Here is a 12,518-nt window from a genome sequence, read left to right as displayed (position 1 = left end):
TGGGTGACGAAGGGGGGAGTCATGGGAGAGCCGCGGCGGAACGCCTCGAAGGGCGAAGTGCAGGAGCTCGGCGACTGCAGCTGACGGGTCCCGGGAACGGGGCCGGATTCCCCGGAAACGGGGTGGAACGACAGCGGCCCCGGTGCTCATCGAGCACCGGGGCCGCCGTTCCGCGGAGGATACGGGATTCGAACCCGTGAGGGCTATTAACCCAACACGATTTCCAATCGTGCGCCTTAGGCCGCTCGGCCAATCCTCCGTGCGGAAGCCTAGCAGGAGGGTTCCGACTCCCCGGAAAGGGGTCCTGACCAGCCGGTACGCTCCGAATTCCTGATCAGCGGCGCGCCCGCGCGGACGGGATGGCGGCGCACGCGACCCGTCCCGCCGAGCCGCCCGGATGTCAGCCGGTGCTGGAAGGGGAGTGCACGAGCTCCCAGACGTGCCCGTCGGGGTCCCGGAAGCTCCCGCCGTACATCGGGCCCATCTCCGAACTCGGCTTCCAGGCCGAGCCCCCGGCCGCGACGGCCTTGGCGACGAGCTCGTCGACCCCCTCGCGGGTGTCCACGCTGAGGCAGTTGAGCACCTCGGTCGTCGCGGGATCGGCGATGTCGCCGTTGATGAACTCGGCGAAGCGGTCGCGCTCCAGCAGCATCACCATGATGTTCTCCTCGACGACCACGCAGAGCGTCTTCTCGTCGGAGAACTCGTCGTCGAACTCGAAGCCGAGTTCCGCGAAGAACGCCTTCGACCGCCGCACGTCCTGGACGGGCAGGTTCACGAAGATCATGCGCATGGGGCCTCCTGAGGCCGGTGGACGTTCCGCCCGGTACGTCCTGCTAGCGCGTCGGCGCCCGTTCGCGTTACCGGCGCGGCCCGCGCGAACGCGGCGCCGCCGGAGGCGAGCGCCGGCCCGGCGTCCCCGGCCATCGAGGTGAACGGCCCGCCCGGTGGGAGCGGGCCGTTCACCGGAGATCGCCCTCGGGTCAGGGCTGGATGTTCAAGCAGGCGGCCCGGGCGCCCGCGGTGCCCGCCTGGCCCGCGGCGGTGTTGGTGTTCGAGGCCTCGTGCACGACGATCGACTTCGGGGTGCGGTCACCGGTGATGTCGAACGGCACGTTCGCGGAGGCGCTTCCCGCGCCCCGCGCGTCGGTCTGCAGGTCCAGCCAGATCTCGTTCTGCGGGTTCGCGTAGGCCGGGTCCGAGGACGGGTTCTGCGGCGAGGCCGCCGGGTCCTGCCGGTTCTGGAAGTGCGGCCCCGCCGCGTCGCCGGTGGCGCCGCAGGCGTTGGTGTGCGCGTGCACCGCGTAACCGCGGTTCGGCAGCAGGCCCGTGACCTGGAAGTTCACCACGCTGGACTGCTCGGAGCCCTCGACGGTGGCCTTCACCGTGGCGCCCTCCGGGGCGACGGCCTGGTTGTAGGTGAACGCCGAACCCTGGCCACCGGGCGCCTGGAGGGTGCCCTCGAACGAGCCGGTCTGGTTCTGCTCGCGCGGCGGCGGCGGGGTGCCCGGGCCGGGCGGCTGGGAGGACGGCTCGCCAGGGGGCGTGCACGCGGTCAGGGCGAGGGCCGCGACGGCTCCGGTCAGCGCGAGAGCCCGGCGACCGGCGAAGGAGATCCGCAGAGACATGCACCAGATGATGCCGGAAGCGGGCGAAACAGGCGATCACCGGCCCAGGTGGCGGGGCTCGCACGGGGCGGGTGTCGAAGCCCGGGACGAGTCGCGTTAGACTTTCGGCGGGACTCCGTGCGGCGTCCATCCTGTGAACTCCCCCAGGGCCGGAAGGCAGCAAGGGTAAGCGGGCTCTGGCGGGTGCACGGGGTCCCGCTTACTGTCCGCACCCGGGTGGGCCCGGATGCGTCCCCGATGTCGCCCTTCCGATCGGACCGCCCCGATCCGGGCTGTCGGTCCCACCGCGTAGGGTTTCGGCCGTGGCGCTCGCCCTCTACCGCAAGTACCGTCCGGCGACCTTCGCTGAGGTCGTCGGCCAAGAGCACGTCACCGAACCGCTGCGCACCGCCCTGTCGGCGCAGCGGATCAACCACGCCTACCTGTTCTCCGGGCCTCGCGGCTGCGGGAAGACCTCCAGCGCGCGCATCCTCGCCCGGTCGCTGAACTGCGCGCAGGGGCCGACGCCGGACCCGTGCGGGGAGTGCGACTCGTGCGAGGCGCTCGCCCCCGAGGGCTCCGGCAGTGTCGACGTCGTCGAGCTCGACGCGGCCAGCCACGGCGGTGTGGACGACACCCGCGAGCTGCGGGACCGGGCCTTCTTCGCGCCCGCCCAGTCGCGGTACCGGATCTTCATCATCGACGAGGCCCACATGGTCACCACGCAGGGCTTCAACGCCCTGCTGAAGATCGTCGAAGAACCGCCCGAACACCTCATCTTCGTGTTCGCGACCACCGAGCCGGACAAGGTGCTCACCACCATCCGGTCCCGGACCCACCACTACCCCTTCCGGCTGATGCCGCCCGGCGTGATGCGCGAGCTGCTGGAGCGGATCTGCGCCGACGAGGACGTGCGGGTCGAGCCCGCCGTGTACCCGCTGGTGATCCGCGCCGGCGGAGGTTCGGCGCGGGATACGCTCAGCGTGCTCGACCAGCTGCTGGCCGGGGCGAGCGAGCAGGGCGTCACCTACGAGCGGGCCGTCGCGCTGCTCGGGGTCACCGACGTCGCGCTGATCGACGACATGGTCGACGCGCTCGCCGCCGGAGACGGCGCCTCCGTGTACGGGACGGTCGACAAGCTCGTCGAGGCCGGGCACGACCCGCGCCGCTTCGCCTCCGACCTGCTCGACCGGCTGCGGGACCTGGTGCTGCTGCACGCCGTCCCCGACGCGGGAGATCGCGGGTTGATCGACGCGGCGGGGGACGAGCTCACCAAGATGCAGACCCAGGCCGAGCAGCTCGGTGCCGCCACGCTGTCCCGGTTCGCGGAGATCGTGCACTCCGGGCTGCAGGACATGCGCGGGGCGACCGCGCCCCGGTTGCTGCTGGAACTGCTGTGCGCGCGGATGATGCTGCCCGCGGTGGCGGAGTCGGAGGCCGCGCTGCTGCAGCGGCTGGAGCAGGTCGAGCGGCGGATGACGCTCGCCCCGCCCGCCGAGACCGGTGGTGCCGCGCCCGACAGCGGTGGCCCGAGCGCTGCTCCGGCCGCTCCCTCCGCTCCGGTTGCTTCGGCCGCTCCGACTGGTCCGGCTGCTCCCGCCGGGGAGTCGGCGTCCGCCGGGCGGCGGGTGTTCCAGCGGCCCAGCGATCGCGGCTCCGCCACCCCCGCTGAACAGGCTCGTCCGGAACCGGCTCCCGCGGCGGAGCAGCCGCGGCCTGCTGCCCCGGCGGCTCGGCCCGCCCCGCAGCGCTCCGCTCCCGAGCACTCCGCTCCGGCCGCGACCGAGCCGCCCGCACCCGAACGCCCCGTGCCGGCGGCGCCCGAGCGGCCCGCCGCGTCCGAACCGTCCGAGCCCGCCGCCGCCGAGCCGGGCGCCGCGCACTCCACCGGCTTCGGCGCCGCCGACGTGCGCCGGGTCTGGACGGACGTGCTGCGCGCCGTCGCCCAGCGGAACCGGCCGACGCAGGCGCTGCTGCTCAACGCGACGGTGCACGACTACGCAGACGGCACGCTGGTGCTGACGATGCCGACCTCCGGGCTGGTGAAGCAGTTCTCGCAGCAGCGGCGCATCGACTTCGTCCGGGAGTCGCTGCGGGAGGTTCTCGGCTCCGGTGCGGAGTACGACGTGCGCTGCGTCGAGGCCGGGGCCGCCCCGCCGCCGCAGGCACCCGGGCAGTCGGGATCCCCGGCCCAGCCGAGCAGGCCCGCTCCGTCGCGGCCGCAGCCCTCCTCGCGCACCGAGGGAGCGGCGCAGCGCAAGCCCGCGACGGACTGGTCCGCGCGCCGTCCCGGCGGCCAGGCGGCCGGCCGGGCGCGACCCGCCGCCGACGACATCCCGCCTCCGCCGGAGCCGCCCCCGGAGGACGAGCCTCCGCCGGAGGACGCGCTCCCGCCCGCGCCGCCGCCGGACGAGGAGGACGAGGAAGCCATGATCGTCGGCTCCTCACCGGCCTCGGCCGCCGAGGCCGTCCCGCGTCGCGACCGCGAGGAGGAGGCCGTCGAGCTCTTCGCCGCCGAACTCGGCGCCCGCAAGATCGACGACTGACGCGCTCCGGCGCGCGTTCCCACCACCCGCACCCTCCCGCGGCGGGAGGAGCCCCCGCTCGCGCCGCGCGCCGCACCGGTCCCGGCCGATGCCGCGCCACCCACCCCGGCGCGGCCGCCCCCGCAACTTCCCGCGAAATCTCCCCTCCCCGCCCGGACCGGGGAGATTTCTCGCGAAATCGCGCCCCGACCATCGCCGCAGTTCACACGCTGCCCCTCGGCGCAGACCGGCACGATTGGTACACCCACCGCGATTTCTCGCGAAATCGCGACGCCTCGGTCCCGCCGCTGGCTGGCCAGGGCTGGGGCAGGGGACGCGATTTCGCGAGAAATCTCCGTCCGCTCGACCAGGTGGGGTGGGGAGATTTCTCGTGAAGTTGCGACCCCCGGGCATCGCCGCAGGTCAGGTGTTGCGCCCTCGGTGCAGGCCGGTGCGAGTGGTGCAGGCACCGCGATTTCTCACGAAATCGCGGTGCCTCGGCGGTGCGGCTGGTGGGGCAGGGGCGGTGCGGGGCGCGCGATTTCTCGCGAAATCTCCGGAGCTCGGGCGCTGGGGCGAGGTCAGATGAGGTGACGGGTGAGGAAGCGGAGGGCCCGCGGATAGGCGTCGAGGCGGTTGGAGCGCTTCGCGAGGCCGTGGCCCTCGTCGTCGAAGACGAGCAGCTCGCACTCCACGCCGTTCTCCCGCACCGCCGTCGCCAGCTGCTCCGCCTCCGACAGCGGAACCCGCGGGTCGTTCGCCCCGTGGATCACGAACAGCGGCGCCGAGATCTCCGCGACGTGCGTCAGCGGTGAGGCCTGCCGCAGGAAGTCGAGGTCCTCGGCCAGCGACCCGTATTCCCGCTCCCGGTGCGCCCGCCGGTACGGCGAGGTGTTCTCCAGGAAGGTCACCAGCGAGGAGATGCCCACGATGTCCACCCCGGCCGCCCACCGCTCCGGCTGGAACGCGAGCCCGGCAAGCACCATGTACCCGCCGTAGGACCCGCCCCACAGCGCCGACCGCTTCGGGTCCAGCCCGAGTTCCGGCAGCCAGTCGTGCAGCGCGGCCAGGTCCCGCACCGAGTCCAGCCGCAGCCGCCGGTCGTCGGCGCTGTACCAGGCCTTCCCGTAGCCGGTGGAGCCGCGCACGTTGGGCACGAGCACGGTGTGCCCCTGCGCGGCGAGGGCTTGCACGACCGGGTTGAAGGTGCGGACCGACTGCCCCTCGGGCCCGCCGTGGATGATCAGGACCGAGGAGCCGGTGGGGTCCTCGGGCTGGTAGGCGAAGCACGGCACCCCGGCCCCGTCCGGTGCGGGCACCCGGTGCGTGGTCGGCGTGACCAGGCGTTCCCCGGCGAGCGCGGCGGCCGAGTCCGTCCTGGCCCGAGGTTTCCCCTCCGCCACGTCGAGCACGAGCACGTCCCCGGGCACCTCGGGGGAGCTGAACGACAGCGCGACGAGTCGCGAGTTCGGCGACCAGACCGGTGAGGGGAGCGGGAAGGCGCACCAGCCGTCCCCGGGCAGCGCGATCTCGCGCCGCAGCTCCCCGGTGCGGGCGTCGTGCAGCGAGAGCCGGCCCGCGCCGTCGTCGTTGGTCTGCACGAGCAGCGCGCGGCCATCGGGGGAGAGCCAGCCCAGCAGGTCGTGCTCCTCGGAGGTCACCAGCCAGCTGCGGTCCCCGGTGCGCGGGTCGAGGCGGGCGATCCCGATGCGGTCCCGCCCGGCGTTGGTGTTCACCACCAGACCGGAGTCGTCGGGCAGCCAGCGGATGTGGGTGTTGCGGGTGTGCTCCCGGGGACCGCTGAGCGTCCGCACCCGCTCGTCCTCGGTGGCGGGCATGGTGTTGACCAGCAGGATCTGATCGGACATCGGCTGCTCGCCGGGCAGCGTGAGCGCGACGTAGTGGCTGTCGGGGGAGGCCACGACCTCCTGCACCATGCCTCCGCCGTCGTAGACGACGCGCTCCTCGCCGGTGAGCGCGCTGCGGATCACGACGTCGAAGTCCACCCCGTTGCGCCGGTTCGTGGCGTAGACGAGCCGCCCGGGCAGCACGTCCAGCAGCCGGTGCACGTAGCGCGCGTCCCGCACGAGGGGTTGCAGGTCGTCGAGCCCGGCGGGGTGGGTGCGGCGGCGGTCCAGCCGCATCAGGGAGAGCTGGCCGCGCTCGTTGCCGCCGGTGTCGTGCTGGATGACCGCCGCCCGCTCACCCGGCAGGTACCGGCCGGTGACGGCGCCGGAGAGCGCGGTGAGCGCGGTGACGCCGCCGTTCGGGGAGAGCTCCACGAGCTGCGTCGAGCCGGACTCGTCGGAGCCGGCGAGCACGCGCCCGGCCTCGTCCACGTCGAACGCGCGCCAGCTCGCCAGTTCCAGTAACCGCACCATGTCCACCGCCATGTGATCACCTTGTCACGCGGTCACGGGCGGCGAACCGGCCGGGAGGCGCTGCCGGTGCGGGTGAACGCGGCTTCGCGCTGGACCTTGAAGCGGTACGAGCGGAAGGCCCGACCGGTCCTGCTCGTCGCCTCCGCGAGGGGCCCGGTGCCGGTTCCGCCCGGTGGGGCAGCCGGGGCGTCGGCCCAGCCTTCGCCGGTGTCCGCCGCGGTCCGACTACCCTGGAGGAGTGCCCGGTTCGGGCACGTGCCCGAGCTGGGTTCGAGCCGGTCGCGCGGCCGGGAGCGCCGGGCGCGATCACCAGGCGACGAGCTCCAGCGGAGACCCGAGAACAGCTCTGGAGGACCACGGTGCAACCGGGTGGCCAGCCGAACATGCAGCAAATCATGGAGCAGGCGCAGCAGATGCAGCAGCAGCTGATGAGCGCCCAGCAGCAACTCGCCGAAGCGGAGGTCAGCGGCTCCGCGGGCGGGGGTCTGGTGAGCGCGGTCGTCAGCGGTACCGGCGAGCTCAAGTCGGTCTCGATCGACCCGAAGGCCGCCGACCCCGAGGACACCGAGACCCTCTCGGACCTGGTGGTCGCGGCGGTGCGCGACGCCAACCGGGTGGCGCAGGAGCTGCAGGCGGAGAAGATGGGTCCGCTGGGCGGGGCGTTGGGCGGCCAGGGCTCGGGCCTCGGCATCCCGGGCATGTGACGGGGCGTCCACCGTGTACGAAGGTCCGGTCCAGGACTTGATCGACGAGCTGGGCAGGCTCCCGGGCATCGGCCCGAAGAGCGCCCAGCGGCTCGCGTTCCACTTGCTCGCGGCGGAGCCCGCGGACGTGACCCGGCTGCAGGAGGTGCTGCAGAAGGTCAAGGAAGGCGTCATGTTCTGCGAGATCTGCGGCAACGTCTCCGAGCGGGAGAAGTGCCGCATCTGCCAGGACGCGCGCCGCGACGCCGCGCTGGTGTGCGTGGTGGAGGAGCCCAAGGACGTGCTCGCGGTGGAGCGCACCCGCGAGTTCAAGGGCCGCTACCACGTGCTGGGCGGGGCGTTGGATCCGCTGTCGGGCATCGGGCCGGACCAGCTCCGGGTGCGGCAGCTGCTCACGCGCATCGGTGCCGACGAGATCACCGAGGTGATCATCGCGACGGATCCCAACACCGAGGGGGAGGCCACGGCGACGTACCTGGTGCGGATGCTGCGGGACTTCCCCGGCCTGAACGTGACGCGGCTGGCGTCGGGGCTTCCGATGGGCGGTGACCTGGAGTTCGCCGACGAGTTGACGCTGGGCCGCGCCTTGTCGGGCCGCCGCGCGATGTGAGCACCGCGCGCTCGTTCCGCTCGGTCGCCGAGGTGGCGGCCGAGCGGATCCGCGCGGCGCCGCCCCGGTTGGGCGCGGTGCGCTGGGCCGCCGTGGACGGGCCTTCCGGGGCGGGCAAGTCCACCTTCGCCGAGCTGCTGGTGGCCCGGCTCCCCGGTGCGGTGCGGTTGATCCGCACCGACGACTTCGCCACCTGGGACGAGCCCGTGGACTGGTGGCCCCGGTTCCGCGCGGGCGTCCTCGACCCGCTGCGGAATGGGCTCGCGGGCGGGTACCGGCGCACCGAGTGGCCGGGCGGGCGTCCCGTGCTCGGCGCGCACGTGGCGGTACCGGTGCCGGAGGTCCTGGTGCTGGAAGGGGTGTCGGCCGCGCGCGCGGCGGCGGCCCCGCTGCTGTCCTGCGCGATCTGGGTGGAGCCGGTGGGGCCGGAGCGACGCCTGGAACGGGCGGTGGCCCGCGACGGCGAGGCATCCCGGGCGGAGCTGCGCCGCTGGCAGCGCTTCGAGCGCGAGTGGTTCGCCGCCGACCGCACCCGGGAACGCGCCGATTTCCGGATCGATTCCGAGCGGAATTGACTCGCACCGCTCCTCGCGTGGTTCCGGCGAACGGATCAGATCTCGTTGATCTTCTCGGCCCAGGCGCGCGATCCCGATGGGCCTGCCCATTTCCCCGCCGGTCCGCGCAGGTCAGCGGCGGGATCGGATTCCGCTTCGGGTAATTCCCGTTTTTCCCGGAGTCGGGCGCAATCGGATTCGGTAAACGTCGTTCAGGTAGCGAGATCGTAACCTGAACTACTCCAATGGGGGAGCGAACCCGACTACTGTTCTCAGCACTGTGAGACCTGAGACACATCGAGGTGCTGGATGATCAGGGGTGCTGGGATGAGAGACCCGTCGAGGTCGCGCCGGTCGCGCGGAGCCGGGCGCCGGATCGCGATCGTCGGGATCACCTGCGCGCTCGCCGCCGCCGCGGCGGGGTGCGCCGAGTCGCAGCGCGGGGAGGGCGGCGGTGAGGGCGGCAGCTTCACCTTCGGCGCCGCGGGCGCGCCCGACCTGTTCGACCCCTTCTACGCCTCCGACGGCGAGACCTTCCGGGTCACCCGGCAGATCATGGAGGGCCTCGTCGGGTTCAAGGCGGGGACCGCCGAGGTGGAACCCGAGCTCGCCGAGAGCTGGGAGCACACCCCCGACGGGAAGTCGTGGACCTTCCACCTGCGCGAGGGCGTGAAGTTCCACGACGGCACCGACTTCAACGGCGAGGCCGTCTGCAAGAACTTCGAGCGCTGGTACAACCAGACCGGCGCCGGGCAGAACAACGCGCTGTCGTACTACTGGATCGAGAACTTCGGCGGCTTCGCCGACGGCGCCCAGCCCTCGCTGTACGCCTCCTGCGAGAACCCCGATCCCGCGACGGCCACGGTGCACCTGACCCGCGCCACCTCGAAGTTCCCCGACCTGCTCGGGTTGCCCGCGTTCAGCATGCAGTCGCCGACGGCGATGGACCGCTACCGCGCCAACGACGTGCGGGCGCAGGGCGACAGCTTCGTCTACCCCGAGTACGCGCAGTCGCACCCGACCGGGACCGGCCCGTTCACCTTCGTCTCCTACGACCAGGGCAACGCCGCGATCCGCTTGCAGCGCAACGAGGACTACTGGGGCGAGAAGGCGAAGCTGCACGACCTCACCTTCCGGATCATCCCGGACGAGACCACGCGCAAGCAGGAACTCGAATCCGGTGGCATCGACGGCTACGACCTGCCCAACGCCGCCGACCTCAAGTCGCTGCGCGACTCGGGCAACAAGGTCGAGATCCGCGATCCGTTCAACATCATGTACTTGGGCATCACGCAGAAGAACAACCCGAAGCTGCGGGACCTGCGGGTGCGCCAGGCGCTCGCGCACGCGGTGGACCGGGAGAACCTGGTCCAGGCGAACCTGCCCGAGGGGGCCGAGGTCGCGACCCAGTTCTACCCGGAGACCGTCGACGGCTACGCCCCGGACGTGCAGCGGTACGAGCACGATCCGGACCGCGCGCGGCAGCTGCTCGCCGAGGCGGGAGCCTCGGACCTCGCGGTCAACTTCTACTGGCCCGCCGAGGTCACCCGGCCCTACATGCCGGACCCGCAGGGCATCTTCAACGCGATCGCCGAGGACCTGCGCGAAGCGGGGATCACGGTGAACGCGGTGAGCAAGCCGTGGAACGGCGGCTACATCGACGACGTGGACAACGCCCGCGCCGACGTCTTCCTGCTGGGCTGGACCGGGGACTACAACACGCCGGACAACTTCATCGGCACCTTCTTCGGCACGCCGACGAACCGGTTCTACACGGAGCCCGCGCCCTGGGGCGAGCGGCTGGCCGAGGAGTTGCGGGCCGCGGACGGCGAACCCGACGAGGCGCGGCGCGGCGGGATGTACCAGGAGATCAACCGCAAGCTGCTCTCCGAGTACCTCCCCGCGATCCCGCTGTCGCACTCGCCGCCCGCGATCGTGGTCAGCGAGAACGTCGAGGGGCTGATCCCGTCCCCGCTGACCGCCGAGGAGTTCGCCGGGGTCACCGTCACCGGCTGACCTGAGGCCGCCGCGATTTCTCGAGAAATCGCGGCGGCCGGGCACGGACGGGCGCGATTTCTCGAGAAATCGCGCGGTCGTCCACCGGGGCCGGGCCCGGTGGTGGGCGACGAGGGCCCGAGCCGCTCCGACGATCACGACGCGCAACGGGGGACGCTTGCTCCGCTACACGATCCGGCGACTGGCCCAGCTGGTGCTGGTCGTCTTCGTCCTGTCCATGTTGTTGTTCGGCTGGCTGCGGCTGCTGCCCGGTGGGCCGGTCTCCGCGCTGCTCGGAGACCGCGCCACCCCGGAGTCCCGCGCCGCCCTGGAGGCGCAGCTCGGCCTGGACCAGCCGATCTGGGCGCAGTACGGGAAGTTCGTGCTGCGCGCGCTGAGCGGTGACTTCGGCACCTCCACCGGAGTGGAACGGGGCACCCCGGCGGTGCAGGTGTTCCTCACCCGCTTCCCGGCGACGCTGGAGCTCTCGCTGCTGGCGCTGCTGCTAGCCGTGGCGATCGGTGTCCCGCTCGGCTACCTGGCGGCGCGCCGCCGCGGCGGCTGGTGGGACAACCTGAGCATCACCTGGTCGCTGGTGGGCGTGGCCGTGCCGGTGTTCTTCCTGGCGTTCCTGCTGAAGTTCGTCTTCGCCGTGGAGCTGGGCTGGCTCCCGGCCTCCGGCAGGCAGGACACCGGGATCGAGGCCACCCGGGTCACCGGCTTCTACGTCCTGGACGGACTGCTGACCCGCGAGTGGGACGCCTCGTGGAACGCGCTGGTGCACCTGCTGCTGCCCGCGGTCGCCCTGTCCACCATCCCGTTCGCGGTGATCTTCCGGATCACCCGGGCCGCGGTGCTCGACGTGCTCGACGAGGACTACGTGCGCACCGCCCGGGCGAAGGGCCTGGGCGCCGGGGTGATCCGCCGTCGGCACGTGCTGCACAACGCGATGCTTCCGGTGGTCACCACCATCGGTCTGCAGACCGGGGCGCTGCTGGCGGGTGCGGTGCTGACCGAGCGGGTGTTCAACATCGCCGGGATCGGCCAGGCGGTCGCGGTCGGCTTCGAACGCAAGGACTTCCCGGTGCTGCAAGTGGTGATCCTGGCATCGGCGATGGTGTACGTGCTGGTCAACCTGCTCGTCGACCTGTCGTACGCGTGGATCGACCCCAGACTCCGGGCGAGGTGACCGTGCTGAACCCCACCGCGCGACGGACGCGCGTCGACGAACTCGCCGGGTCCGCGTCGGACGTCGGCGTGAGCCTGGTGGGCTCCGCCTGGCGACGGCTGCGGCGCAGCCCCGTGTTCCTGGTCGGGGCCACCATCATCGGGCTGTTCGTGCTGCTGGCGCTCTCCGCGCCGCTGCTCGCACCGCACGATCCGGGGCTGCACCTGCTGGAGGACCAGGTGTCTCGCGCCGAGAACACCATCCCGCCCGCGCAGCCCGGCCATCCGCTCGGCGGCGACCAGTACGGCCGGGACCTGTTCTCCCGGTTGCTGCTCGGCTCGCAGCAGACGTTGCTGGTGGCGGTGTCCGCCACGGTGATCGGGCTCGGCGGTGGGCTGGTGCTGGGCGTGCTGGCCGGAGCGTTCGGCGGCTGGGTCGACGCGCTCGTGATGCGGTGCGTGGACGTCCTGCTGTCGGTGCCCTCGCTGCTGCTGGCGGTCTCGATCGGGGCGCTGTTCGTCCAGCAGAGCCGGTTCACGGTGATCCTCGCGGTGGCGATCGTGCAGGTCCCGATCTTCGGGCGGTTGCTGCGCGGCACCATGCTCGCGCAGCGGGCCAGCGATCACGTGCTCGCCGCGCGGGCGCTGGGCGTGCGGGAGAGCGCCATCGTGTTCCGGCACATGCTGCCGAACGCGCTGGGGCCGGTGATCGTGCAGGCCACGCTGGTGCTCGCCACCGCGATCATCGACGCGGCCGCGCTGTCCTTCCTCGGGTTGGGTGCGGCCGACGACTCGGTGCCGGAGTGGGGGCAGATGCTGGGCGGGGCGCAGGGCGTCATCGACTCGCACCCGCAGCTCGCGTTCTGGCCGGCCGGGTGCATCGTCCTCGTCGCCCTCGGCTTCACCCTGGTCGGCGAGTCGCTGCGGGACGCGCTGGACCCGAAGCGGCGCCGATGAGCGCGGTGTCCACGACCT

10 protein-coding genes, 1 tRNA gene and 1 other RNA gene are annotated in these 12,518 nt (G+C 72.4%); 8 read left to right on the top strand and 4 right to left on the bottom strand.

Going from position 1 to position 12,518, the window contains the following annotated elements:
• Window positions 1-173: 173 nt before the first annotated feature.
• The 3 genes from ACL03H_RS07320 to ACL03H_RS07310 all read right to left on the bottom strand — a co-directional run bounded on the left by ACL03H_RS07320 (window position 174) and on the right by ACL03H_RS07310 (window position 1,628).
• Window positions 174-259 (bottom strand) — tRNA-Ser (locus ACL03H_RS07320).
• A gap of 141 nt (window positions 260-400) precedes the next feature.
• Window positions 401-793 carry a VOC family protein gene (locus ACL03H_RS07315; RefSeq protein ID WP_412810336.1) on the bottom strand — a complete coding sequence of 131 codons (393 nt, stop codon included), beginning with the start codon at window positions 791-793 and terminating at the stop codon, window positions 401-403.
• Between the two features lie 190 nt (window positions 794-983).
• Window positions 984-1,628, bottom strand: a complete 645-nt coding sequence (locus ACL03H_RS07310; protein ID WP_412810335.1) for a superoxide dismutase family protein — start codon at window positions 1,626-1,628, stop codon at window positions 984-986.
• A 106-nt stretch (window positions 1,629-1,734) separates the two neighbouring features.
• On the opposite strand from ACL03H_RS07310, the gene ffs reads away from it, so the two are divergent.
• Window positions 1,735-1,831, top strand: an RNA gene (gene ffs, locus ACL03H_RS07305) — signal recognition particle sRNA small type.
• A 99-nt stretch (window positions 1,832-1,930) separates the two neighbouring features.
• Window positions 1,931-4,153 carry a DNA polymerase III subunit gamma and tau gene (locus tag ACL03H_RS07300; RefSeq protein WP_412810334.1) on the top strand — a complete coding sequence of 741 codons (2,223 nt, stop codon included), beginning with the start codon at window positions 1,931-1,933 and terminating at the stop codon, window positions 4,151-4,153.
• Between the two features lie 560 nt (window positions 4,154-4,713).
• Here ACL03H_RS07300 and ACL03H_RS07295 read toward each other — a convergent pair.
• Window positions 4,714-6,525: an alpha/beta hydrolase family protein gene (locus ACL03H_RS07295; RefSeq protein ID WP_412810333.1), complete on the bottom strand. Its 1,812-nt coding sequence runs from the start codon at window positions 6,523-6,525 to the stop codon at window positions 4,714-4,716.
• A gap of 371 nt (window positions 6,526-6,896) precedes the next feature.
• On the opposite strand from ACL03H_RS07295, the gene ACL03H_RS07290 reads away from it, so the two are divergent.
• The 6 genes from ACL03H_RS07290 to ACL03H_RS07265 all read left to right on the top strand — a co-directional run bounded on the left by ACL03H_RS07290 (window position 6,897) and on the right by ACL03H_RS07265 (window position 12,500).
• Window positions 6,897-7,217 (top strand): YbaB/EbfC family nucleoid-associated protein, encoded by a 321-nt coding sequence (locus tag ACL03H_RS07290; RefSeq protein WP_412810332.1) that lies wholly within the window; start codon window positions 6,897-6,899, stop codon window positions 7,215-7,217.
• Window positions 7,218-7,230: 13 nt separating this feature from the next.
• Entirely contained in the window at window positions 7,231-7,827 is a 597-nt protein-coding gene (gene recR / locus ACL03H_RS07285; RefSeq protein ID WP_412810331.1) for a recombination mediator RecR, read from the top strand.
• Window positions 7,824-8,402 (top strand): uridine kinase family protein, encoded by a 579-nt coding sequence (locus ACL03H_RS07280; protein ID WP_412810330.1) that lies wholly within the window; start codon window positions 7,824-7,826, stop codon window positions 8,400-8,402. Before recR ends, ACL03H_RS07280 begins: the two co-directional genes overlap by 4 nt.
• Before the next feature lie 306 nt (window positions 8,403-8,708).
• Window positions 8,709-10,397 carry an ABC transporter substrate-binding protein gene (locus tag ACL03H_RS07275; RefSeq protein WP_412810329.1) on the top strand — a complete coding sequence of 563 codons (1,689 nt, stop codon included), beginning with the start codon at window positions 8,709-8,711 and terminating at the stop codon, window positions 10,395-10,397.
• Between the two features lie 157 nt (window positions 10,398-10,554).
• Window positions 10,555-11,565, top strand: coding sequence for an ABC transporter permease (locus ACL03H_RS07270; protein WP_412810328.1), 1,011 nt, complete (start codon window positions 10,555-10,557; stop codon window positions 11,563-11,565).
• Window positions 11,566-11,570: 5 nt separating this feature from the next.
• A complete protein-coding gene (locus ACL03H_RS07265; protein WP_412810447.1) occupies window positions 11,571-12,500 on the top strand; it encodes an ABC transporter permease in 930 nt (309 codons plus the stop codon).
• Window positions 12,501-12,518: the final 18 nt, after the last annotated feature.

It is taken from the genome of Saccharopolyspora antibiotica (genome assembly GCF_047200635.1).
Lineage (GTDB): Bacteria > Actinomycetota > Actinomycetes > Mycobacteriales > Pseudonocardiaceae > Saccharopolyspora_C.
The sequence above is the reverse complement of the archived record's forward strand: the minus strand, read 5'-3'. Positions and strand labels throughout refer to the sequence as shown.